This is a genomic window from Pseudomonas boreofloridensis, assembly GCF_030580795.1.
Taxonomy (GTDB): Bacteria; Pseudomonadota; Gammaproteobacteria; order Pseudomonadales; family Pseudomonadaceae; genus Aquipseudomonas; species Aquipseudomonas boreofloridensis.
Genome location: NZ_JAUQOQ010000007.1, coordinates 288776 through 312910, shown reverse-complemented (window position 1 = coordinate 312910; position 24135 = coordinate 288776). Strand labels below are relative to the sequence as shown.

Below are 24135 nucleotides of genomic sequence, written 5' to 3'. Positions count from 1 at the left end.
GGTGGCACGGAGGGGGTTGACGGGCATGGATGCCCGTCAAGCGCTTGGGGCCATGGATGGCCCCTAAGCGCGGTACCCCCGGAGTGCCACCGGCGCGAGGGAACCCCGCAGCGCAGCGAAGGGGCCGTATGCGGGAGCAGGCGGTTTTTGCCCCCCTTTTTTCCAAGAAAAAAAGGGGGTCGCCGTAAAGGCGAAAAGGTGACTAAGCCTCACCAAAGCCACCGGATATTCACCCAAACCCAGCAGCAGCACCAGCAGCCCCCCAAAAAAGGCCAAAGCGCCGAAGTAACACACCCCCACCCCACCCAAGATGAATTTTTCTTAAATTCCTGCTTTTCTATTCTTTGGCACAATCCCTCCATCCACCCGCCGATCAGGTTATTAGCATGCCCCGCGTACTGACCATCGAAGACGACGCCGTCACCGCCCAGGAAATCGTCGCCGAGCTCTCCAGCCACGGCCTGGAAGTCGACTGGGCAGACAACGGCCGCGAAGGCCTGGCCAAAGCCATCGCCGGCGGCTATGACATGATCACCGTCGACCGCATGCTGCCGGAGGTCGATGGCCTGACCATCGTCACCACCCTGCGCAGCTTGAAGATCGCCACCCCCATCCTCATGATCAGCGCTCTCTCGGACGTCGACGAACGCGTGCGCGGCCTGCGTGCCGGCGGTGACGACTACCTCACCAAACCCTTCGCCTCCGATGAAATGGCCGCCCGCGTCGAAGTGCTGTTGCGTCGCAACAGCGTGCCCATGACCCAGACCCGCCTCCAGGTCGCCGACCTGGAGCTGGACCTGATCAGCCACGAAGCCCGCCGCGGCGAAAGCAGCCTCAACCTGCTGCCCACCGAATACAAATTGCTCGAGTTCCTCATGCGCCATTCCGGCCAGGTGATCACCCGGATGATGATCTTCGAAGAAGTCTGGGGCTATCACTTCGACCCAGGCACCAACCTGATCGACGTGCACATCGGCCGCCTGCGCAAGAAAATCGATCCCCCCGGCCAGACGCCCCTGATCCGCACCGTACGGGGCTCCGGCTATGCCATTGCCGAACCCGTCTAAAGGCTGGAGCTCCTCCACCAGCCGCCTGCTGGCGCTGTACAGCTTCCTGTTCGTGGCCTGGAGCAGCATCCTCATGGGCGTGCTGTACTTCGAGGTCACCAGCTACCTGAACAAGCTGACCCGCCACTCGATGCTGCAACGTCAGCACCTGTTCGTGCACATGTCCGGCAAGCAACTCGATGACGCCCTTATCGCCAGCCAGGCCTTCGAGGAGCGCAGCTTCGATGCCTATGGCCTGTTCGATGCACAACTCAATCCGCTGGGCGGGCGCATCCGCTCGGTCCCGTCCGAGCTCGCCCTCGATGGCAAGGTCCACGAACTCAAGCGCTGCCTGGACGCCGACGATCCGCACCTGCCGCGCGACAGTTGCGATGCCGTGGGTCTGCGGGTGGCCGATGGCCGCTGGTTGGTCCTGGTGCGCGATAACGGCTCGCTGTTCGTGGTGACGCGGATCATCCTGCACGCGCTGCTGTGGGGTATCTCGCTGACGTTGATCCCAGGCTTCGCGGGCTGGTACCTGCTGCGCAGACGGCCGCTCAAGCGCATTCGCGCGGTGCAGGCCAGCGCTGAGCTGATCGTCGCCGGCGACCTCACCCACCGCTTGCCGCTGTCGGCGCGACGCGACGAGCTGGACATGCTGGCCGCCATCGTCAACGCCATGCTCGACCGCATCGAACGACTGATGCACGAGGTCAAGGGCGTGTGCGACAACATCGCTCACGACCTGCGCACCCCGCTGACCCGCCTGCGCGCCCAGCTCTACCGCATCCGCCAGCAAAGCGGCGCCGACTCCGCCCAGGCCGAGGCCCTCGACCAGGCCATCGGCGAGACCGACACGCTCATGGCGCGCTTTCGCGGGCTACTGCGCATCAGTGAGCTGGAAGACCGCCAACGCCGCGCCGGCTTCGTCGAGCTCGATCCGCACAACCTGCTGGTCGAACTGCACGACTTCTACCTGCCCCTGGCCGAAGACGGCGGTATTCGCCTGACACTGCAACAGCCCGCGCACCTGCCCGCATTGCACGGCGACCGCGAACTGCTGTTCGAGGCCCTGGCCAATCTGGTCGGCAATGCCATCAAATTCACTCCCGAAGGCGGACAGGTGCGCATCCAGGCCGTGCAGGACGCCGCAGGCGTGCATGTGGCCATCGAGGACAGCGGTCCGGGCATCCCCGAACAGGAACGGACCGCCGTGCTCAAACGCTTCTACCGCAGCGAAGAAGGCCATCGTCATCCAGGCTTCGGCCTCGGGCTGTCGATCGTGGCGGCGATCGTCGACCTGCATGGCTTCACCCTCGAAGTCGGTGGCAGCGAATGGGGCGGCGCACGTCTGGTGCTGCATTGCCTACCCGCCGACGCGCGCGCCTAGACCCAGCGTCGGTCTGATGGCCCCTGGCAAGCCTTGGACCCCTCATCCAGGCTTGCCAGGGGCCAGCCACGCCGCCAGACTTGCCTGCCCAGCCCTGGCAGGAACCCCCATGATCCAGCTCCGCCCCATGACCGCCGAGGACTTCGAGCGCTTCTGGCCGACCTTCCAGCACGTCGTCCACGCGCGCGAAACCTACGCCTACGACCCGCAACTGACCCAGCAGCAGGCGCGCCAGCTTTGGCTCGACCTGCCGCTGCACACCTACGTGGCCGAGGCCGACGGTCAGTTGCTCGGTTCCTACTACCTCAAGGCCAATGCCGCAGGCCCCGGCGCCCATGTGGGCAACTGCGGTTACATGGTCACCGAGCAGGCGCGCGGGCGCGGCGTGGCCCGGGCAATGTGCGAGCACTCGCAGAAGCTGGCGCGCCAGGAAGGCTTTCTGGCCTTGCAGTTCAATTCGGTGGTGTCGAGCAACGAGGTGGCGGTGGCGCTGTGGCAGAAGCTGGGCTTCGACATCGTCGGGCGCCTGCCCAAGGCCTATCGCCATGCCCACCTGGGACTGGTGGACTGCCTGGTGATGTACAAGTGGTTGGCCGATGAGCCGGTCACGGAAAAGCCTGCGCTGCTGATCGGACGCAAGAACATCGAGGCAAACGTGTCGCGGCGACGCGGTCGGTAGGGGCTGTCGCACAGCCCCTACCGATCACGCACGTTGCGCCCCTGCCGGACGGCGGGGGCACGCGGGGTCAGAACGCCAGACCGACCTTCACGCCAAACTCGTCACGCTTGAGCTTGGTGTTGTCGGCAGCCGGCGAATCTTCGTCGATCTTGTACTCGGTGCGGGTGTAGTAGAGGCCGGCCTGAATCGGCATGGCGCCTTGCTGGTTCATCAGCAGCGACACTTCGGCGTACGGGTTGGTACGGTCCTTCATGTCGACGCTGTCGCTCTCGAAGTCTTCGACCTTAAGACGCGCGCGACCGTCGATGCTGCGACGAGCGCCCACTTCCACACGCAGGGTGGAGGCGTCGAACTGGTGGTTGTAACCCAGCGCGGCCTTGGCGAACGGCGACTTGTAGGTCAGCTTGGTGTCCAGATCGTTGATCTCCGGTTCGAAGCGGGTCCAGCTGTAGCCGCCACCGATGATCACGTCGACGAAGTTGCGCGCATCCAGCGCGGCGCGCCAGCCCAGGTCCAGGTCAGCCTGAGCTTCCTTGAGCTTGTCGTCGTTTTTCTTGCCGTACTTGGCTTCGGCACCCACTTGGTAGATGAAGCCGGATTCGGCGGTCATCTTGTTGCCAAAGTTGGCGAACACGCCGCCTTGACCCATGTGCTCCTTGTCGGAGTCGCTGCCGCCTTCGAATTTGAACTTGTTGTAAGAGCCCAGCAGGCCGAAGGTGAACAGAGGATCGGTGCTGGGTGCAGCCATCGCTGCCAGAGGCGTGCCGACCAGGGCCAATGCGCAAGCGTGACGCAGCAGTTTTGCAGTAAACATTCGCAGAAGTCTCCATGACTGAATAAATAGGGCGAACGGTCGTTTCGAGACAACGTGCAGCAGAAAAGTTCGAAAAAAATATGAGAAAAAAGTGTGAATTTGCGGTCTGTCACATCGCCATCCCCTCAAACGATTGACTCGCCCCCAGGCAGGTGGTCATATGCGCGCCAGTTTCAGGTGTCCTGCGCCGCCGTGCGCAGGGTGAAACGGGAAGCCGGTGCGTCCATGCGGACAAGTCCGGCGCTGCCCCCGCAACGGTAAGCGAGCGAATCCTTCAACACACCACTGTGCACCCGCATGGGAAGGTGAAGGCTTCACGATCCTCGCAAGCCCGGAGACCGGCCTGAAGCTTCAGTTGGCAAACCCGCGGTGGGCGGGCGCAGGCCGGTGTCCCGCGCTTGCGTGCGGGGCCGCGCGTCTTTGCGTTGTTTCCACCGGGATCCATTCATTCCTGCAACAGTGGAACGACATGTCCCGACACTTCACGCTTCACACCCTGGCCGCCTGCATGGCCGTCTCCTTGCCGTCCCTGGCCGAAACCTCCACCGGCGGCGTGCTCGCACTGCCGGCAACGGCCGTCACCGACACACTGGAAGAACCACGCATCGACCTGGCCACCCCGACCCAGGCCGGCTCGCGCCTGAACCTCAGCGCCTTGGACACCCCGGCCAGCACCAGCAGCCTGACCGCCGAGCAGATCCAGCAGCGTGCCAACCGCACCGTACAGGACGCCGTGACCCGCGCGCCGGGCATCACCTCGATCGGCACGCCCGGCAACGGTAACACCGCCCTCTCCGCCCGAGGCTTCACCGGCCACAGCTCGGTGATGACCCTGTTCGACGGCTCGCGCCTGTACACGGGCGCCGGCACCCAGAGTTTTCCGGTCGACCCGTGGATGGTCGAGCGCATCGACGTGATTCGCGGTCCGGCCTCGGTGTTGTACGGCGAAGGTGCCACCGGCGCGGTCATCAATGTGATCCCGAAAAAGCCCCTGGCAGGCGAAGTTCGCAACCACCTGCGCCTGGGCTACGGCTCCTGGGACCGCCAACAGATGGGCCTGGACAGCGGCGGTAGCCTGAGCGAGCGGCTCAGCTACCGCCTGATCCTGAATCAGCAGCAAGGCAATGGCTGGGTCGATCGCACCGATTCGCGCAGCCTTGCGGTGAACGCGGCGCTGCGCTTCGACGCCAGCGACGACCTGAGCTTCACCCTCGCCCACGACCGTGGCGATGACCAGCCGGCGAACTATTTCGGCACCCCGCTGATCGACGGCCGCCTGCACGGCAGCCTGCGCGACAAGAACTACAACATCCGCAACGACGTGCAGCGCTACCACGACGAGTGGACGCGACTGAACACCGACTGGGCCATCAACGACAGCGTCAGTGCCAGCAACCAGCTGTACTACGTCAAGAGCCGTCGGCACTGGCGCAATGCCGAGGATTACCGCTGGGACCCGGATCGCGACCTGCTGGCCCGGCAAAGCTACCTTGAAATCCGCCACAACCAGGAACAGGTCGGCGACCGCCAGAGCTTGAGTTTCGATCACACCCTGTTCGGTTTGACCAGCAAGACCGTGGTCGGCGCCGAGTACAACCGGATCCGCTTCAACGTCGACAGCAATTCGCCCTACGACGACCTGCAACCCGGCGACTTCATCGACCCCTGGAGTCCGGCGCCGGGACGTTTCCAGAGCGCCAGCGCGACCCGCCCGCAAACCCTGTCCACGACTCGCACCTTCGCCCTGTTCGCCGAAAACCGTACCCAACTCAGCGAGCGCTTGTCGCTGGTCACCGGCATCCGCCGCGACCAGAACCATATCGAGCGCGACAACCTGGTGGACGACAGCCGCGTCGATCGCAGCCTGAACGGCGGCAACTGGCGTGCGGGTCTGGTGTTCGCGGTCAGCGACGACCTGTCGCTGTACGGCCAATATTCGACCAGCGAGGACGGCGTGGGCGACCTGGTCAGCCTCAGTGCCAGCCGTATCGGCTACGACCTCACCGAGTCCAGGCAAACCGAGCTAGGGCTCAAGCAGCGCTTCTGGGAGGGGCGTGGCGAGTGGACCCTGGCGGCGTACCACATCGTCAAGAAGAAGCTGCTGGTGGACGATCCGCTGACCCATGACAAGCAGCAGGCCGGCCAGCAGCGCGCGGACGGGCTGGAAGCCAGCCTGGAGCTGGACCTGGGCCAGCAATGGCAACTGTCGGCCAACGCCGCAGTGGTGCGCGCCCGGTACGACGATTTCGATGAAAGCGTCGATGGCGTGTTCCAGGATCGTGCCGGCAATCGACCGGCCAATGTGCCTCGGCGCACCGCCAATCTGTGGCTGAGCAAAGGCTTCGGCGAGCGCGTCGATGCCGGCGTCGGCCTGCGCTACGTCGATCAGCGTTACGCCGACACTGCGAACCTGGCCAGCGTACCGGGCTATACCGTGATGGACGCCAACCTTGGCTGGCAGGTGCTGCCCGAGGTGCGTCTAGGCCTGCAACTGAACAACCTGTTCGACCGCCAGTATGTGGTCGCGGCCCACAGTGGCGAGCAGTGGCTGCTGGGCACACCACGGTCGTATTTCGCGACGCTGGACTACCGCTTCTGACGCTGTGCCGCTTCGCTGGGAAAAGGCCTGCGAAGCGGCAAGACAACGCCACACCGCCAAAAGAAATAAGATAACATCTCGCTTTTTTCAGACTTCCCCCATGCCAACTTCAAACATCCCTGCTACTCGCCTGCACAGCATCGACGCCCTGCGTGGCCTGGTCATGCTGTTCATGCTGCTGGACCACGTGCGCGAGACTTTCCTGCTGCACCGCCAGGTCGGCGACCCGATGGACATCGACACCACGGAGCCTGCGCTGTTCTTCAGCCGCACCCTGGCGCACCTGTGCGCGCCGGTGTTCGTGCTGCTGACCGGTCTGAGCGCCTGGCTGTATGGCGAAAAATACCAGGGCCGGGGCGACGTTTCGGCGTTCCTGTTCAAGCGCGGCCTGTTTCTGGTGGTGCTCGAACTGACCTTGGTGAATCTCGCCTGGAGCCTGCAACTGCCGCCCAGCGTGATCTACCTGCAGGTGATCTGGGCCATCGGCCTGAGCATGATCGCCCTGTCGCTGCTGATCTGGCTGCCACGCCCGATGCTGCTGGCACTGGGTGTGCTCATCGTGGCCGGACACAACCTGCTCGACGGCCTGCATGTCGCCCCCGACTCGCTGTGGCATGCACCCTGGGCGGTGCTGCATGAGCGCAGTTGGCTCGAGGTGGCGCCACAACTGCGCCTGCGCGTCACCTACCCACTGCTGCCATGGATCGGCGTGATCGCCCTGGGCTACGGCCTCGGCCCCTGGTTCGCGCGCGGCAGCGATGCCGCATCGCGCGCCAGCAAATTGCTGATGGCCGGCTGTGGCGCCTTGTTGGGCTTCGTTGTGTTGCGCGCCATCAACGGTTACGGCGAAGCGGCCTGGCGAGTGCATGATGACCTCACGCACACCGTCATGAGCCTGCTCAACATCACCAAGTACCCACCGTCGCTGCTGTTCCTGCTGCTCACCCTCGGCATCGGTCTGCTATTGCTGCGCGCGTTCGAGCGCGTGGGTGATACACGCTGGATAACTGTGCTGACGGTGCTGGGCAGCGCGCCGATGTTCTTCTATCTATTGCACCTTTATGTACTGAAAGCGCTGTACCTGATCGCCCTCGGCATGTTCGGGCGCAATCACGGCGATTATTTCGGCTTCGGCAGCGTCGCAGACGTCTGGGCGATGACGGTGCTGCTGGCCGTGGCCTTGTATCCGCCGGTGCAGCGTTTCGCCCGGTTCAAGGCGCGGCGCCGCGACATTCGCTGGCTCAAGTACTTGTGAGCCGGGGCGACGGCAGACGGGCGATGGGGTTACCATCGCCCTCCCGCAAACAACCGAGGCCGGTCAGATGAGCAGAATGATTCAATTCCTGGTGGTCGTCGTGCTGTGTACGGCCATCGGCGTGCTGTGCGAACGCTTCGCCGTGAACCAGTACCTGAAGTGGCTGCTGATGGCCTTGCCCGCCATCGTCTGGGTGCGCCTGCGCAATCCACTGAAGGAATGAGACGCGCCGCCCGGCGGCATCAGTACGCGGCGCGGTCGTAGCCTGAACCGTTGGTGGCACGCAGGAACGCGTCGTAGTAGCTGGCCAGATTGCTGCCTTTTTCGTACAGGATGGTGGCGAAGTCGGCCGGAACAATGGAGTCCTGTTCCCACAGCCGGTTCATCTGCCCAGAGCGCAGGTACGGCAGGAAGTCCTCGTTGACGCAGTCGCTGCCCAAGTGCGAGCGGCCGAAATACAGGGCCGAGATCAGTGCGATCTGATCGTCAGGCGCCAGGGTCGAGAGAAAGGCTTGCGCGGCCTCCACCGAATGGAAAGGCAGATGCGGGACAATGGCGTCAATCAGTTCGTCGATGTGCATGAAGCGCTCCTTTTGAAAGTCGAACTGCATTAACCGGGTGCTCCGCCCTGTGCGTCAAAAACGCGGTGTCGAGCATCACGGCGGCGCTGCCAGTCGATTCTCAAGGACATTTCCCACGCTGTCGTCCGGACTGCCTTGCAGTACACTGTCGAGAACTTACCCGAGCCTCTTCCATGCCCCGCCTGCCGAAACTGTTGCTGCCCCTGCTGCTGCTCGCCGCCCTCGCCGCCTGCGACCAGAAACCCACCCGCGAAGAGCGCATTCTGGCCAACCTGCCGCTGCAGCAAGCCTACGACCACAACATCGAGCGCATGGCCCAATTGCTGGCGATGACCCACCCGTCCGTGCCGCAGGACACCATCAAGCAGGTGCTGCGCAAGCACCTGACCGTGGAAGACCAGCGCAACGACCTGTTCAAGCTCTACAGCGAAAAGCACTTCACCGATGCCGAATTCGACACCATCGTCGCGGCCACCCAGGACCCGGCCAAGGCACGGGCGCTGGGGGAAAGCGAAGAAGGCAAGCGTCTGAGCGAAAAGCTCACCGGGTTGATGCGCGCCACCGCCCAGGACAAGCAAGTCCAGGCCCTGGCCGCGCAGCGCATGCAACAAGTGCAGGACGAACTGGCGAACCTCGCAGCGCCCGCTACTGAAGATCGCTGAAAGTCGGCGAGGCATTTTCGCGGCCTATTCGCCACGCCCCATAGCTGCCACCGCACATTCCGAGTAAGGTTATTCCGACCACCCAGTCAGCGAGCCTAGGATTGCCAAACGCTAAAAAAGGCCTGCGCATGGATCTGCGCACGCTCATCCTCCTGCTGTCGGCGCTCACCGCCGTTGTGATGCTTCTGAGCAGCTACTTCGCCAGCTACCGAGTACAGCGCCAGTTGCTCATCGATCACGCGCTGGAGTCCAACCGGGTCTACGCGGCCAAGTTGGCGTCGATTACCGAGCTGTTCATGCAGAACGCGCTCAAGCAATTGGCCTTCAGTGCCCGCAACCTGCCGCAGGCCCTGAACGACGACACCCCGGTGCGAGAGGAAACCGAACGGCTGCTGGCCCAAAGCAGCGCCTTCAACTCCACCTTCGTCGTCGACAACCAAGGCGTGCTGCGCGCAATCTCTCCCGCGCCCCTGCGCAGCATCGTCGGCCAGCGCATGGACAGCCCAGGCACCCTCGAGGCGTTGCGGGTCAAACGGCCGATGGTGTCGTCGCCGTTCGTCTCCGCTGCCAACAACCTCATCGTGGTCGCGTCGCAGCCGATCTTCAGCGAAGACGGTCGCTACCTGGGTTACGTCGGCGGCAGCCTGTACCTGCGCCAGCACAACATTCTGGAGAAACTGCTGGGCGAGCATTTTTATCAGGACGGCTCGTACATCTACGTGGTCGATGCCGAGCGCCGCATGCTCTATCACCCTGACCCCAACCGCGTGGGCATGCTGGTCAAGACCAACAGCCTGATCAACGAACTGCACAGCCGCGGCAATGGCGTGCAGCAGGTGACCAACAGTTTCGGCGTGGACATGCTCGCCGGCTTTGCCACGGTACCCAGCACTGGCTGGGGCATCGTTGCCCAGCAGCCGTTGACGCAGACCCTGGCACCCACCAAGCGCTTGATCCTCGACGTGGTGGAACTCTCAGTGCCGTTGGCCTTGCTGGCCGGTATCGCCCTGTGGTGGCTGGCGCTGACCATCACCCGGCCCCTCTGGGAGCTGGCCGCAGGCGCGCGTGCATTCGACCGACCTGACACCCTGGAACGTATCCATGGCGTGCGCGCCTGGTACTTCGAGGCCGCCGAGCTCAAGCGCGCCTTGCTGTTCAGCCTGAAGCTGCTGCAAGAACGCATCGGCCGGCTCAACCAGGACGCGCAGACCGATCCACTCACGGGCCTGGGCAACCGCCGTCGACTGGACTTCACCCTGTCGCTGCTGCAGGCCGACGAGCGCCCGTTCTGCGCCATCGTGCTCGACATCGACCATTTCAAGCGGGTCAACGACCAGCACGGCCACGATGTCGGCGACCAGGTGCTGCGCGCACTGGCCGGCCTCATGCGCACCTGCTGCCGCGAAGGCGACGTGCTGTGCCGTACAGGCGGCGAGGAATTTCTCATGCTGCTGCCAGATGCTAGCCTGGAAGTCGCAGCCGTGGTGGCCGAGCGCCTGCGACTGGTGGTGCAGGACACGCCCATCGAGCCTGTCGGCGCGGTGACCATTTCTCTGGGGGTGGCGCGTTGGAGCGGTGGCGTCGACGATCCCGCGCAAGCCCTGAGCCATGCCGACCGAGCCCTCTACCTGGCCAAGCACAGCGGACGCAATCGCGTGCAGGTCAGCGAGAGTTGACCCGCAATCGCAGTGGATCGACTGACCCCGCTGCGCTGTCCTAGACAAAGACCTCCTTGCCCCGCTCAGGACACAGTTCATGCCGCGCCTCGGTTTTGCCTGCCAGTACCGCCATCCCCACCGCGACCAGTCAATCAAGGCACTGGAAGCCATCGAACGCGCCTTCAACCCGCGCACCACCACCCTGCGCTGGCTGTCAGGCGCCAGCCAGGAGGCGGCGCGGGCCAAATTGCTGGAACTGGTGGAGCACAACCTCGACGCCCAGTTGCGCCTGCTGGCCCACGTCGCCGAGCTGCCGCCGATGCTGCACATGCTGCGCCTGTCCAGCGACCTGCTGCCGCTGTACAGCCATCCCGACGTCGCCGCGTTCTACCAGGACGCCGACGTGCAAACGCTGTTGCAGCAACGCTTCGCTGCCCTCGGTGCCTTCGCCCGTGCCCATGACATCCGCCTTTCGTTTCACCCAGGTCAGTACTGCGTGCTCGGCTCGGACCGTCCCGAGGTGGTCGAGAACAGCCTGGCAGAGTTCGAGTACCACGCCGACATGATCCGCTGGATGGGCTACGGCCAGCGTTTCCAGGATTTCAAATGCAACCTCCACATCGCCGGTCGCCTCGGCGCCGACGGCATCCGGGCCGTGTGGCCACGGTTGTCCAGCGAAGCGCGCAACGTCATCACGTTCGAGAACGATGAGAAGACCTACGGCGTCGACGATTGCCTGGGCCTGGCCGACCTCGCGCCGGTGGTGCTCGACATCCATCATTGCTGGATCCACGAGAACGACTACATCGAACCGCACGCGCCCAGGGTCGCGCAGATCATCGACAGTTGGCGCGGCGTGCGGCCGACCATGCACTACTCGCAACCGCCCGAGCGTCTGCAAGCACTGGGCTTCAGCGCCACCGAGAAACTGACCCTCCCGGCGTTGCTGGAGCACGTGCCCAAGCGTGACCTGTACCAGCACAGCGAGTGCATGTGGAACGACTGGACCAACCGCTATGCACTGCAGTTCATCGATCGTTTCGACATCATGTTCGAAGCCAAGCACAAGAACCTTGCCACCCAGGACTTCTTCGAGCGCTACATACAGGCGCCCCAGACACTGCGACCTTCGGTCGATCCGGCAGCACCCCTGGACTGAAGCGCTGCCCGATCAAGGGCATCCCTTCAGCAACAGGAGATCCATCATGATCGGCAAACGCATTCACGCAGGTCTCTTCGTCCTGTGCCTGGCCGCAGGCACACCCTTCGCCATGGCCGCCACGGACATGAATGACCAGCGCACGCCGGGCCAGCAGACCCCCGGCATGGGCACCCAGCAAGGGGGCGCCAGCGGCATGGGCACCCAGCAAGGGGGCGCCAGCGGCATGGGCACGCCGGGCGACAGCATAGGCTCAGGCAGCGGCACCACCCGCGAAAACGGCACCCATGGCACCGGTGGCGATGGCACCGGAACCGGTAGCATGGGCAACGGCTCGGGCACCACGGGCAATGGCTCGGGCAGCATGGGTAACGGTTCCGGCACCACAGGCAACGGTTCCGGCAGCATGGGCAATGGCTCGGGTTCCACGGGCAATGGCGGCGGCATGGGTGGCGGCACAGGCTCCGGTGGTGGTGGCGCTGGCGGTGGTGGTGCTGGCGGCGGCAGCTAAGGTCGCGCCGCTCGAGGGTCGATACGCGAGCTATCGGCCCAGCGACCAGCGCTCAGCGACAAGCGAGGTTTTCTCAATAGCGTTGTGGTTGTATCCTCTGGGGCTCTGACACGGCACTTCCAGGACAGCGCGCATGACCAGGCCCCTCCTGTTGCTGAGCGCGACGCTGCTTTTCAGCGCCCCTCTCGCGGCCCAGCAGATCCAACGACAACTGGGCGATTTCGACTTCAAGCTTGGCACCACGCCCTCGCGCAGCATGGCTCAGGGACTGATCTCACCCAGCGCGTCCGGCGCCTTTCATGGCGGCCTGGACCTCACCCACCGCAGCGGCTGGTACGTCGGCCAGTACGCTCCCAGCATGGGCCTGAGTGCGGCCTCCACCTTCAAGCTCGACAGTTACTTGGGTTACAAGCAGCGCTTCACCGACAGCCTCGGCTATGAAGCGGGCCTGATCCGCTACAGCTACCCCACGCTCTCGCGCCCCGACAGCCACGCGCTGTACGGCGGCCTGTCCCTGCTCGGCACGCGCTTAGGCGGCGCGCTGAACGACAACCCGAGCAATCGCACCGGCACCCTGTTCGCCGATTTCGGCCACGTGCCGCTGATCCAGGCAAGCGTCACCCTGAAGGTGGCGCACCATCGCCTGGGCACGCCATACACCATTGGCGACGGCAGTCAGGTCGACAGCTTCAATGACTGGTCGCTGCAACTGTCGCGGCCCTGGCTGGGCATGGACCTCGACCTGATCTACAGCAACTCCGACCTCAGTGGCGGCGGCTGCGGGGCGTACTCGGGCATGAATACCTTCTGCGACGGCATGGTCACGCTCAAGGCCCAGCGCAGCTTCTTCTGAACGTCTCTGCGGCGCATGCCTAGCGCAATCCACCTGAATCCTTGCCTGATCCTCTGAACTTGCTGACCGATGGATAGGAAACATCCCTGCCACGGTCTAGAGTTTTCAGGTCAGGAATCCGCCTCGCTGCCCAGCCCAGGTCATCCTGCCAGTGCCGCGCCTCGCTGCGCCGTGCTGCCTATAACGACGACACAAGAACCGATGATCAGCGGGTGAACGCCATGGAACTACGCATCAACCAGAAGACCTACCAGGTCGACGCCGACGACGACACGCCCCTGCTGTGGGTGATCCGCGACGACCTCGGCCTGACCGGCACCAAGTACGGCTGCGGCCTGGCGCAGTGCGGCGCCTGCTCGGTGCTGGTGGACGGCAATGTGGTGCGCGCCTGCGTCACCCCGGTGGCCGGAGTGGTCGGCCGTGAAGTCACCACCATCGAAGCGATCGAAGCCGACCCGGTCGGCCAGCGCGTGGTCGCCACTTGGGTCGACCAGCAGGTGGCGCAGTGTGGCTACTGCCAGTCCGGCCAGGTGATGGCCGCTACGGCGCTGCTCAAGCACACACCGGCGCCCAGCGACGAGCAGATCAGCGCGGCGATGGTCAACCTGTGCCGCTGCGGTACCTACAATGCGATCCATGCCGCCGTGCATGCGCTCGCCACCCAGCCCGCCGGGAAGGAGAGCGCCTGATGAACGCCCTGTTCGAACGTGCCCTGGCCCTGCCTGACCTGCCGCTGGATCGTCCACTGAACCTGTCGCGCCGACGCTTCCTGGCCGGCAGCGCCATCGGCGCACTGGTGCTCGGCTTCGGCCTGCCGCTGGGCTCGGCGCGGGTTCAGGCAGCAACGGCCGCCGCCGATCAACGCGGCACCCAGGTGCCGGCGTTCCTGGAACTGCGCCCCGACGGCAGCGTGCGCCTGCTGTGCCCATTCATGGAGGGCGGCCAAGGCACCCATACCGCCATGGCGCAGATCGTCGGTGAAGAACTCGACCTGGACCCTGCCCGCTTCGTGGTCCAGAGCGCGCCGCCCGGCGAAGCCTACGTGGTCATGGAAAACGGCATGCGCATCACCGGCGGCAGCATGTCGGTGCGCATGAGCTACCCGACCATGCGCCGCCTCGGTGCCCTGGCCCGCGCCATGCTACTGCAGGCGGCGGCCCAGAAACTGACGGTGCCGGTCGGCGAGCTCACCACCGAGCCGGGCAAAGTGCTGCACGCCGCCTCGGGGCGCTCGCTGGACTATGGCGAACTGGCCAGCGGTGCCCTGGACCTGCCCGTGCCGGACCCGAGCACCGTCAAGCTGCGCGACCCCAGCCAGTTCCGCTGGATCGGCAAACCTGTGCGGCGTCTGGATGCCTATGACAAATCCACCGGCAAGGCGCAGTACTGCATCGACATCGCCGTCGACGACATGCTCCACGCCGCCGTGCAACACGCCCCGCGCCTGGGCATGAGTGTCGCCAGCCTGCGCAACGAGGCGCAGGTCAAAGCCATGAAAGGCGTGCACTCGGTGCATGTACTGCCCGGCGCCGTGGCCGTGGTGGCCGAGCGTTGGTGGCACGCCAAGCGTGGCGCCGAAGCCGTGCAAGTGGACTGGCAAGAACCTGGCGCCGACGTGAAGGTGCGTGCGATGCCGGCCGACTTCTCCAGCGACGCCTGGCGCGATCATCTGGCCGCGCAGACCGGCCCGTCACGCGACGACGAGCATGAAGGCGATGTGGCCGAGGCGCTCAAGGGCGCCAAGACCCAGGTAGAAGCCACCTACCACAATCAATACCTCAACCACGCCCAGCTCGAGCCGCCGTCAGCCCTGGCCCGCTTCAATGCCGACGGCTCGCTGGAGGTGTGGCTGCCGAACCAGGCGCCGGACATGTTCCGCGACGACATCGCCCAGCGCACCGGCCTGACCAAGGAGCAGATCATTCTGCACTCGCCGCTGTTGGGCGGGTTCTTCGGTCGCCACTTCCTCTACGAATCGGCCAACCCTTATCCCCAAGCCATTGCCCTGGCCAAGGCGGTCGGCCGTCCGGTGAAGCTGATCTGGACTCGCGAGGAAGAATTCCTGCGTGACGTGCTGCGCCCGGTGGCAGTGGTGAAATTCCGCGCTGGACTCGACGACAAAGGCCTGCCGGTGGCCATCGAGGCGGTCAGTGCCACTGAAGGCCCGACCGAAGCCCTGGCTGGCAAGCAGGGTGAAAAGATCGATCCGACCGCGCTGGAAGGGCTGTCGGGCAAAGCCTACGCCATCGTCAACAAACGCATCGCGCAGATCTACGTCAAAGGCCCGGCCATGCTCGGCTACTGGCGCTCGGTGGGCAACTCGCTGAACGACTTCTTCTACGAATCGTTCATCGACGAGTTGGCCGACAAAGGCGGCCAGGATCCCTTCGAGCTGCGCCTGCACCTGCTGCGCGACAATGCACGCCTGACCACCCTGCTCAAGGCCGTGGGCGAGCTGTCCGGCGGCTGGAAGCCGGGCCCCTTCACCGCCGAGGACGGCTCCCGACGGGCCCGTGGCGTGGCCATGGCCTCGCCGTTCGGCTCGGAGGCGGCAGTGATCGCCGAGGTGTCGCTGGAGAACGGCCAGGTCAAAGTGCATGACATCTGGCAGGCGATCGACCCAGGCAGCATCGTCAACCCGTCGATCATCGAGCATCAGGTCAACGGCGCCGTGGCCCTGGGCCTGTCGCAGACGCTGGTGGAGGAAGCGGTGTACGTCAATGGCCTGCCGCGCGCGCGCAACTACGATCTGTACCCGATCCTGCCGCCGTCGCGCATGGCCCGGGTGCATGTGCGCATCGTCGAGAGCGGCGCGAAGATGGGCGGCATCGGCGAGCCGCCGTTGCCGGCCGTGGCGCCTGCAGTGGCCAACGCCGTCGCGCGGCTGACCGGCCAGCGCGTACGCAGCCTGCCCCTGAGCCGTCATACCTTCGCCTGACACGGAAGCCGCCATGAACAATCGATTGTCCACCACCCTCCGCTGGTTGGCGCTGCCGTGCCTGGTCGCTGCCGGTTTCACTGCCTGGTACGTCAACCGCGAGATCGCCTCGCCGTTCGAGCAGCAGGCGGCCGAGCAGGATCGCGCCTTGGTCAGCCGCGGCGAGTACGTCGCGCGCCTGAGCGACTGCGTGGCCTGCCATAGCCTGCCTGGCCAGGCGCCGTTCGCCGGTGGGCTGGAAATGGCCACCCCGCTGGGCGCGATCCATGCCACCAACATCACCCCCGACCGTGACACCGGCATCGGCGCCTATAGCCTGGCCGACTTCGACCGCGCCGTCCGCCATGGCGTCGCACCCGGTGGGCGGCGGCTGTACCCGGCCATGCCCTACCCGTCTTACGCCAAGCTCAGCGATGACGACGTGCGCGCGCTGTATGCCTTCTTCATGCAAGGTGTACAGCCGGTCCAGCAGGCCAATATCCCCAGCGACATTCCCTGGCCACTGAACATGCGCTGGCCGATCACCCTGTGGAACGGGCTTTTCGCGGCCGATACGCCGTACGCGCAGAAGGCTACCGAAGACCCGCTGTGGAACCGGGGCGCCTACATCGTCCAGGGTCCAGGGCACTGCGGCAGTTGTCATACGCCGCGGGGGCTGGCGTTCAACGAAAAGGCGCTCGACGAGTCTGGCCAGGCGTTTCTCGCTGGCGCCCTGCTCGACGGCTGGTATGCGCCGAGCCTGCGCCAAGACCCCAACACCGGGTTGGGCCGCTGGAGCGAGGCGGACATGGTGCAGTTCCTCAAGACCGGGCGTAACCAGCACGCGGTGGTCTACGGCTCGATGACCGAGGCCTTCAACAACTCCACGCAGTTCATGAGCGACGACGACCTGGGCGCCATCGCCCGCTACCTCAAGTCGCTGCCGGGCGACCCTGCGCGCGACGGCACGCCCTGGCAGTACCAGGCGGTGTCGGCGGCCAGCGAGCTGGACAAGCCCGGCGCGCACAGCTACGTCACCCGCTGTGCGTCGTGCCACGGGCTTCAAGGCCAGGGCCAGGCCGAATGGATTCCACCGCTGGCCGGCGCCAGCTCGATGCTGGCCAAGGAGAACGCTTCGGCGATCAACATCACCTTGAACGGCTCGCAGCGCATCGTCGCGGCCGGGGTGCCGGACGCCTACCGCATGCCGGCGCTGCGTCAGCAGATGAGCGACGAGGAAATCGCCCAGGTGCTGAGCTATGTGCGCAGCGCCTGGGGGAACCACGGCGGTGCCGTCGATGCCAAAGACGTTGCCAAGCTGCGTGAGCACACCGACCCGGCCAGCAGCAGCCCGATCGTGCTGCACATGCGCTGAAACTCACCCGCTGCGCCAGACGCAGCGGGTCTCGAATCGCCCAAGGAGTGCCCATGGAAAGTATCGACCTGCTGGTGCTGCGCACGGCGCGGGACTGGCTGCAGGCCGGCCACCGCGTGCTGTTGGCCACGGTTGCCCACACCTGGGGTTCCTCGCCGCGCCCGGTTGGCTCGATGATGGCCCTGCGCGCCGACGGCCGGGTGGTTGGCAGCGTCTCCGGTGGCTGCATCGAGGACGACCTGATCCATCGATACACCGACGCCTACGGCGGCCCTGGCTTGCCCGACAGCCCGCCGCAGCAGGTGCGCTATGGCGTCAGCGCCGACGAAGCGCACCGCTTCGGCCTGCCCTGTGGCGGCACACTGGAACTGATCCTGGAATTCTCGCCCTGCTGGCAGTCGTTGTCCCACTTGCTCGAACGCCTCGACAGCGGTCACCTGGTGCGCCGCCAAGTGGCCCTGCATGACGGAGAAGCGACCTTGCTGGTCACCGCCACGCCCGAGCAGTTCAGCTGCGATGGCCAGTACCTGGTCAACACCCTCGGTCCCGGGTATCGCCTGCTGTTGATCGGTGCCGGCGCGCTGGCCGAATACCTGGCGACCATGGCCCTGTTCAACGGTTTTCGCGTGTCGGTGTGCGATCCACGGCCGGAGTACATCGCCGGCTGGAACGTGGCCGGGGTGGACTGCCGGGTGGGCATGCCCGACGACGTGGTGCGCGACTTCGCCGCCGACCTGCGCACCTGCATCGTCGCCGTCAGCCACGACCCCAAGCTCGATGACCTGGCCCTGCTCGAAGCCCTGCAGGGCCCGGCATTCTACATCGGCGCCATCGGTTCGCGGCGCAACAGCCAGCAGCGTCGGGCACGGCTGATCGAGCATTTCGAGCAGACCCCGGCAAGCCTCGCCCGCCTGCGCGGGCCCATCGGAATCTACATCGGCAGCAAGACCCCTGCGGAAATCGCCGTGAGCGTGATGGCCGAAATCCTCGCGGCAAAAAATGGTGTAGACCTGCCGGGGGCGGTCAGCGTGACCAAGGCCAAGCAGGCCCAGGAACTGGCGCAGCCGGCGGCATGAATCGAACCACCCCATCTGCGCGCTGCGCCGCGCTGGTACTGGCGGCCGGACAAGGGTCGCGGTTCGGCAGCGACAAGCGCCAGGCGCAGCTCGATGATACGCACACCGTCCTGCAGGCGACGCTGGCGCGGGCGCTGGATAGCTTCGACAGGGTCTACGTGGTGCTGCGCCCCGGTGACGACCCGTCTACGCTCGGCATCGGGAGTCGGGTACGCACCGTGCACGCCGAACACGCGCTCGACGGCATGGGCGCCAGCCTTGCCGCCGGCATCGACGCCCTGGCGGCCAGCGATGCTCACGCCGTCGCCGTGTTGCTCGGCGACATGCCATGGATTGCAGCGGCAACGCTGACGACACTGGCCTGCCAGGCCGATCAGCAGTCGATTGTGCTGCCGTGTTATCAAGGCCGACGCGGCCATCCGGTGATCTTCGGCCGACGCTTCTGGCCCGCACTGGCGCGCCTGGACGGCGACCACGGTGGGCGCGCGATCATCGAGGCCAATCCTCACGCCTGCCAGGTGATCGAAGTCGACGATCCCGGCATCCTGCACGACATCGATACCCCAGGCGACCTTCAGCGCCATTGAAGGCTTGTCATCGCCCTTTGCGGCGCCCCCGCGCACAGGTACCCTAGCGGCCTTGCCCACGACCTGGAGCTGCGCCGGTGACCGATACCCAGACCGTCTACTACCTGGAGATGACTTCCCCTGACCAGTTGCGCGCCAAGCCAGCACGTGACGATCTGAACGTGGTCGAGTGCGAAATCGTACAGCCGGCGTTCAATCGCTTTCTCTACCAACTGGTGGGTAGCGACTGGTCGTGGACCGACCTGGACCACTGGACAGACGAACAATGGCAGGCCGAGATCGGTCAGGCGTGCCACCGTACCTGGGTGGCCTACCACCGCGGGGCCATCGCCGGGTATTACGAGCTGCAACGGCCTGATGGCGAGAACGTCGAGATTCGCTATTTCGGCCTGGCGCCGCAGTTCCTCGACCGAGGCTTCGGTGGCCCCCTGTTGAGCCAGGCCCTGCGCGACGCCTGGAGCTGGCCGGGCACTCGACGCGTCTGGCTGCACACCTGCAGCCTCGACCACCCGGCCGCCCTGGCCAATTACCAGGCACGCGGCATGCGCCTGTACAAGCAGGAAGTGGAACCGGTCTAGTCGGTCGATCGCGCCCTGTACGCGCAGGGCGCGCAGCCTTACGCCAACGACGCCTGCCGGGCCACCCGCGCGCCGACCATCCCCGACAGCGACACCAGCAGCAGCACGCCGAACACCCCGGCGATCGCCAGGTTGCTTTGCACGTCCAGGCCACTGACGCTGGCCGAGGCCAGCGAGCCGAACACCAGCATCAAACAACCCTGCAGGCTCGCCGCCACTCCAGCGCGGTCGGGAAACAGCGCCATCGAGCGGGCCATGGCGTTGGAGAAGATGAAGCCCTGGCCAAAGGCGATGAGCATGATGCCACCGAGCAGCGGCGTCAGGCTCAAGGTCTGGGGCGCGGCGGTGATGCACAGTACGCCGCCGAGAAACAGCGCCAGCCCGCTCCACATCAGGGTGTCCGGCGACAGCCTGCGAATCAGCGCGCGATTGACCAAGGTGCCGGTCAGGTAGCAGCAGCCCACGCCCAGGGCCGTACTGCCAAAGTAGTGGGCGTCGTGGCCGAGCACGTCCTGCACGATGTGCGGGCCGAACACGTTCCACAGCAGGAACGCGGAAAAGCTCGAGCCCAGCACCACGACGGCGGCGCGAAAGCCTCGGTCGGCCAGAATCACCCGGTAGCCGCCCAGCGTCTGCAACGGACGGCGCCGCGACCCGACGGGCAGCGACTCCTTGAGCCCGGCGACCACGAACGTCAGTACCAGCAGCGCATAGGCGGCGTAGAGCACGAAGTTGTATCGCCAGCCGAAGTGCACTTCGATCAAGCCGCCGATATAAGGCGCGATCACCGGGCCCAGGCCAAAGGCCAGGCTCAGGTAGATGATCGCCACATAGAATCGCGGCCCCTTGACCACGTCCACCAGCACCGCTCGCGCCACCACCTGGCAGGCGCCAATGGCGAAACCTTGCAGGGCGCGGGCCAACAGCAGCATCTCGATGGAGGTGGCGGCGGTCGCCAGCAGGCTGCCGACCAGGAACACCCCAAGCCCGAGCAGCACCGCCGGGCGTCGGCCCCGGGCGTCGGCCATGATGCCGAAGAACAACTGTCCCAGCGCATAGAACAGCAAGGTGATGGTGATGGTGTTTTGCATCAGCGCCGGGCCTGCGCCCAATTCGCGACCGATGGACGGCAGGCTCGGCGCGTACAGGTCGATGGCGATGCCGCCGAGGCTGTTGACCAGCGGGGCCAGGAACACGATGAAGTTTTCGTAACGCTTGGTGGCGTGCATAAGCTCTCCGACAGACCGGGCACTCCAGCCCGGTCTGCTCATGGGTCAGACAGACGCCGTTGGGGCGTGCTGCGGTGAGGGTGAAAGCAGGGTCGGCGCCTTCAGCCAGGCACTGGGCGAGGACAGGCGCGAAGCCAATACTCGCGGTGCCTGCTGGTAGTAGCGGCCCCAGTTGACGGCGGGATCCTTGACCCGCCGGGGATCGGCCGCGCCCAGGTCGTCGAGGTTGTCGACGATGGGCGCCAGCAGTTGGCGCACCTGCGGCGTGGCAGTCAGCACCACCAGGCCGAAATTTCGCAAGGCCAGGGTGCGGATGACGTTGTCCAGCAAGTACTTGCCGGCACCGCTGCCGCTCTGGAAGGAGGCGAACGCGCCGATTTCGGCGATACGCCCGCGGTCCAGCGCGTAGCGCTGATCCAGCGGCGTATCCAGGTAGTACTCGCTGAACAGCTTGCCGGAATCGCCGTAGGTGATGCCGGCGCAGGCATAGCCCGGCGCACCGCCACTGGAGCCGGTCAGGCAGACGAACAGGTCCGGCTGCGGCTCAGGCGTGGCGTCGTAGTGCTTGAGGTAGTGGGCGCGCACCGCCTCCTGCAGGCAACGGTAGCCGGGACGTCCCTTGTAGAAATTGCGCACGATGTACATGGCTGACGTCCTGTCCTAGGTGTACAAACGGTCGATGAAGTGCGCTTCGATCTCGGTCCGGCGTGGGCGACCGGTCACGGTGTAGAAGCGCTCACGGAACGTGGCGATGTCGTCGATCACACGCAGCCGCCTGACCCGCGCGAAATCAGCCAGGCGTGGCTCCAGGCGGGTCATCTCGTTACGTACGGCCGCCTCGTCGGCAGTGCTCAGTACCAGCGCGCACGGCTCGTCACGGCCCTCGCCCATGACGATCATGTCGTCGATCAGCGGACTCTCCTTGTAGACGTTCTCCACCCATTCCGGCGAAATGTTGCGCGCCGTCGAGAGGATGATCACGTGCTTCTTGCGCCCGGTGATGTACAGGAAACCCTCGCGCAACTCGGCGATGTCGCCGGTGTGCAAGTAGCCGTCGGACAGGTCGCAGGCGGTGTCGTCGGCGTTGTAGTAGCCGGCGCACAGGGTCGGGGTCTTCACCAGCAACTCGCCATCGACCAGTTTCGGCTCGATGCCGTCGAGCAGCGTGCCGGCCGAGCCGATGCGGCGTTGGGCGGGAGAATTGAGCGAGATGATCGACGAGTTTTCGCTCAGGCCGTAGGCCTCGAACACCTGCACCCCGTGCGCGTCCAGGGCGTGCAACACACTGGCAGGCATCTTCGCGCCGCCGGTGATGATGTGTGGCGCACCGGGACCGAACAGTTGCTCGACGCTGGCGCCCTGCTCCAGCAACAGATTGGCCTCCTCCAGCAACTTGGGCGGCAGGTACAGGAAGTTGGGCCGGTTCGGTGCGATCAACTCCAGATAGTGACGGGCATTGCCGCTGGCCGCACCGTACTCGGCCACCCCTTCGGGCATCAGGATCAGGCTGCCGCCGGAAAGCAGTGGGATGAACACCCCCAGCACCTGTTCGATCAGCAGGCTCATGGGCACGATGGAAAAATAATGCAGCGGCTGCGGCGGCAGGCGCTTGAACACGTTGTCCACCAGCAGACCGACCGCTTCGTCGCGGATCATCACGCCCTTGGGCCGCGAGGTGGTGCCGGAGGTATGAATCACCGAGACGATGCCGGCGGGCAGCAACTCGTCGTCCTGCGTCCATGGCTCGCCAGGCCCCTGCGCCATCAACTGGCGGGGAATGAAGCTGGGTTTTTCCGGCAGGATGCGTTGCAGGCGCCCGGCAGTGCCCTGGTCGCTGACGAACACCGCCGCTGCTTTGCCGAGCAAGCTGCCGATCTGGTCGTCGGAGAACTCGATTGGCACCGGCAACAGCACACCACCAACTTTCTGGATCGCCAGCAGGGTGTAGACCCACTCATAGCTCGAGCGCATGGCGATACCGAAGACCTTGCGCTGGCAGTCGCCGACCCGCGCTTGCAGGGCATCAGCCAAGCGCTGCACGTCGTCGCGCAGGCCGTGCAGGGTGTAGCTGCGCCCGTGCATTTCGCGGATCGCCACGCGATCAGGGGTGCTGGCCAGGTAGCGTTGCATCATCTGGCTGATCATTGCTCGGCTCCTGCCAGACGGTAGCTCTGGGCGCCGAAGATGCGCCGGGCAAGATCGTCCAGACGGCGACGGCCATGCATGACCCGGGTGTTGTCGACGACCATGATGTCGCCCTTTTTCCAGAAGTGGCTGTAGGTGTTGCGGGCAGTCACTTCCTTGATTTCGTCCCAGATCTCCAATGCGATGGCCTCGCCGTCAGCCCAGGTGATGCGTGGCGGCTCGTAGTTGACGCTGGGGCCGAGCATGGAGTTGCAGAACGCCTGACGGCCGCTGAAGGCGCTGGTTTCCACGGCGCTGATGATCAGTTGCGAGGCGATCAGGTTCTGGTCGATGCGCCGATAGGTCTGGCCGGCCACCTGCTGGTTGACCTGCTCCAAGTGCTCGTCGGTGATGCTCTCCAGCGGCAGTTGCAACTCGATGCTCAGGAACCGTCGCACGTTGTGCCAGGGAATGCGCCGGGCGTAGCGGATGGGCTGGGTCTGGAAGCGCTTGCGGGTGCTCGGCGACAGGTCGAACAGCACCCGCTCACCGTCGCACAGCGTGGTTTCGGAGCCGACGGCGGCCGCCTCCAGGCAGTAGAACCACTGCAGGTCCGGGTTGAACGGCAGATTGCCGTTCTCACGGTGCAGACCCATTTCGTGAACGCCGGCGTCGATTTCGGCGGTATTGGTCGTGGCCGCCTGGCGTGCTGGATCGAAGGTCACGCGCGAGGAATGGGCGCTGACGAAGTCGTTGAAGTGCTCGAGCGAATCGGCGAAATCGCGGTAGATCACCGCGCCGCTGTGGGCCAGGTCCTCATAGAGGTCCGCCGTGCTCATCGAGTCGAAGACGCGCAGTCCCGGTTCGACGGCATGAATGCACTCGAAGCCGTAGCACGGGGTGGGCTGCCGGTAGAAGGGTAGGATTCTCGGTTGTGTATAGGCCAGCATCTGACATCTTCCTTGGGAAATGGATTACAGACAGGCGAGCGATCCACCGCCTGACCAAACCAAGGTAGGGGAAATGCCGGGTGGGCTGGTTT

23 protein-coding genes and 1 riboswitch are annotated in these 24135 nt (G+C 65.2%); of the genes, 17 read left to right on the top strand and 6 right to left on the bottom strand.

Annotated elements, in window-relative coordinates:
* Positions 1-386: 386 nt before the first annotated feature.
* From Q6A47_RS11700 to Q6A47_RS11690, 3 genes are all read left to right on the top strand, one after another.
* Positions 387-1067: a response regulator transcription factor gene (locus Q6A47_RS11700; RefSeq protein ID WP_039577318.1), complete on the top strand. Its 681-nt coding sequence runs from the start codon at positions 387-389 to the stop codon at positions 1065-1067.
* Positions 1045-2436 carry a sensor histidine kinase gene (locus Q6A47_RS11695; RefSeq protein WP_116888084.1) on the top strand — a complete coding sequence of 464 codons (1392 nt, stop codon included), beginning with the start codon at positions 1045-1047 and terminating at the stop codon, positions 2434-2436. Before Q6A47_RS11700 ends, Q6A47_RS11695 begins: the two co-directional genes overlap by 23 nt.
* Before the next feature lie 109 nt (positions 2437-2545).
* Complete coding sequence (locus Q6A47_RS11690; RefSeq protein WP_304484391.1) at positions 2546-3115, top strand: GNAT family N-acetyltransferase; 570 nt, start codon at positions 2546-2548, stop codon at positions 3113-3115.
* Positions 3116-3182: 67 nt separating this feature from the next.
* Here Q6A47_RS11690 and Q6A47_RS11685 read toward each other — a convergent pair whose 3' ends face one another.
* The gene (locus Q6A47_RS11685; protein ID WP_029614050.1) at positions 3183-3929 is read right to left on the bottom strand and encodes an outer membrane beta-barrel protein; all 747 of its coding nucleotides are present in this window, start codon (positions 3927-3929) and stop codon (positions 3183-3185) included.
* A 158-nt stretch (positions 3930-4087) separates the two neighbouring features.
* A riboswitch (cobalamin riboswitch) is annotated at positions 4088-4290 on the top strand.
* A 108-nt stretch (positions 4291-4398) separates the two neighbouring features.
* On the opposite strand from Q6A47_RS11685, the gene Q6A47_RS11680 reads away from it, so the two are divergent.
* The 3 genes from Q6A47_RS11680 (at position 4399) to Q6A47_RS11670 (ending at position 8006) form a co-directional block, all read left to right on the top strand.
* Positions 4399-6528, top strand: a complete 2130-nt coding sequence (locus Q6A47_RS11680) for a TonB-dependent receptor (protein WP_304484390.1) — start codon at positions 4399-4401, stop codon at positions 6526-6528.
* Positions 6529-6628: 100 nt separating this feature from the next.
* On the top strand, positions 6629-7783 hold the full coding sequence (locus Q6A47_RS11675) for an acetyltransferase domain-containing protein (RefSeq protein WP_295488277.1): 1155 nt from the start codon (positions 6629-6631) through the stop codon (positions 7781-7783).
* Between the two features lie 67 nt (positions 7784-7850).
* The gene (locus tag Q6A47_RS11670; RefSeq protein WP_155290521.1) at positions 7851-8006 is read left to right on the top strand and encodes a hypothetical protein; all 156 of its coding nucleotides are present in this window, start codon (positions 7851-7853) and stop codon (positions 8004-8006) included.
* Positions 8007-8025: 19 nt separating this feature from the next.
* On the opposite strand, the gene Q6A47_RS11665 is transcribed toward Q6A47_RS11670, so the two are convergent.
* Complete coding sequence (locus Q6A47_RS11665; RefSeq protein WP_080754802.1) at positions 8026-8364, bottom strand: hypothetical protein; 339 nt, start codon at positions 8362-8364, stop codon at positions 8026-8028.
* Positions 8365-8537: 173 nt separating this feature from the next.
* On the opposite strand from Q6A47_RS11665, the gene Q6A47_RS11660 reads away from it, so the two are divergent.
* From Q6A47_RS11660 to Q6A47_RS11610, 11 genes are all read left to right on the top strand, one after another.
* Positions 8538-9026, top strand: coding sequence for a DUF2059 domain-containing protein (locus tag Q6A47_RS11660; protein ID WP_295488276.1), 489 nt, complete (start codon positions 8538-8540; stop codon positions 9024-9026).
* Between the two features lie 101 nt (positions 9027-9127).
* The gene (locus tag Q6A47_RS11655) at positions 9128-10702 is read left to right on the top strand and encodes a sensor domain-containing diguanylate cyclase (protein ID WP_369811473.1); all 1575 of its coding nucleotides are present in this window, start codon (positions 9128-9130) and stop codon (positions 10700-10702) included.
* 79 nt (positions 10703-10781) lie between these two features.
* Positions 10782-11843, top strand: a complete 1062-nt coding sequence (locus Q6A47_RS11650; protein WP_295488274.1) for an apurinic/apyrimidinic endonuclease family protein — start codon at positions 10782-10784, stop codon at positions 11841-11843.
* Positions 11844-11889: 46 nt separating this feature from the next.
* Positions 11890-12354 (top strand): hypothetical protein, encoded by a 465-nt coding sequence (locus Q6A47_RS11645; protein ID WP_304484388.1) that lies wholly within the window; start codon positions 11890-11892, stop codon positions 12352-12354.
* 133 nt (positions 12355-12487) lie between these two features.
* The gene (locus tag Q6A47_RS11640) at positions 12488-13207 is read left to right on the top strand and encodes a TorF family putative porin (protein ID WP_029614056.1); all 720 of its coding nucleotides are present in this window, start codon (positions 12488-12490) and stop codon (positions 13205-13207) included.
* A 221-nt stretch (positions 13208-13428) separates the two neighbouring features.
* Entirely contained in the window at positions 13429-13896 is a 468-nt protein-coding gene (locus tag Q6A47_RS11635) for a (2Fe-2S)-binding protein (RefSeq protein ID WP_039577293.1), read from the top strand.
* Positions 13896-16145: a xanthine dehydrogenase family protein molybdopterin-binding subunit gene (locus Q6A47_RS11630; protein ID WP_304484387.1), complete on the top strand. Its 2250-nt coding sequence runs from the start codon at positions 13896-13898 to the stop codon at positions 16143-16145. The genes Q6A47_RS11635 and Q6A47_RS11630 overlap by 1 nt, the downstream gene beginning before the upstream one ends.
* 13 nt (positions 16146-16158) lie before the next feature.
* A complete protein-coding gene (locus Q6A47_RS11625; protein ID WP_304484386.1) occupies positions 16159-17499 on the top strand; it encodes a c-type cytochrome in 1341 nt (446 codons plus the stop codon).
* Between the two features lie 53 nt (positions 17500-17552).
* Complete coding sequence (locus Q6A47_RS11620) at positions 17553-18575, top strand: XdhC family protein (protein WP_295488267.1); 1023 nt, start codon at positions 17553-17555, stop codon at positions 18573-18575.
* Positions 18572-19162 (top strand): nucleotidyltransferase family protein, encoded by a 591-nt coding sequence (locus tag Q6A47_RS11615; protein ID WP_304484385.1) that lies wholly within the window; start codon positions 18572-18574, stop codon positions 19160-19162. The genes Q6A47_RS11620 and Q6A47_RS11615 overlap by 4 nt, the downstream gene beginning before the upstream one ends.
* Positions 19163-19239: 77 nt before the next feature.
* A complete protein-coding gene (locus Q6A47_RS11610; RefSeq protein WP_304484384.1) occupies positions 19240-19740 on the top strand; it encodes a GNAT family N-acetyltransferase in 501 nt (166 codons plus the stop codon).
* Positions 19741-19778: 38 nt separating this feature from the next.
* Here the strand turns inward: Q6A47_RS11610 and Q6A47_RS11605 are convergent, their stop codons facing one another.
* Genes Q6A47_RS11605 through Q6A47_RS11590 form a run of 4 tightly spaced genes read right to left on the bottom strand, consistent with a single transcriptional unit; the run spans position 19779 to position 24043 of the window.
* On the bottom strand, positions 19779-20969 hold the full coding sequence (locus Q6A47_RS11605; protein WP_304484383.1) for a multidrug effflux MFS transporter: 1191 nt from the start codon (positions 20967-20969) through the stop codon (positions 19779-19781).
* A 45-nt stretch (positions 20970-21014) separates the two neighbouring features.
* Positions 21015-21614 carry a thermostable hemolysin gene (locus Q6A47_RS11600; RefSeq protein WP_304484382.1) on the bottom strand — a complete coding sequence of 200 codons (600 nt, stop codon included), beginning with the start codon at positions 21612-21614 and terminating at the stop codon, positions 21015-21017.
* A gap of 15 nt (positions 21615-21629) precedes the next feature.
* Positions 21630-23114, bottom strand: a complete 1485-nt coding sequence (locus tag Q6A47_RS11595) for an AMP-binding protein (RefSeq protein WP_304484381.1) — start codon at positions 23112-23114, stop codon at positions 21630-21632.
* Positions 23111-24043: a TauD/TfdA family dioxygenase gene (locus Q6A47_RS11590; protein ID WP_304484380.1), complete on the bottom strand. Its 933-nt coding sequence runs from the start codon at positions 24041-24043 to the stop codon at positions 23111-23113. The genes Q6A47_RS11595 and Q6A47_RS11590 overlap by 4 nt, the downstream gene beginning before the upstream one ends.
* Positions 24044-24135: the final 92 nt, after the last annotated feature.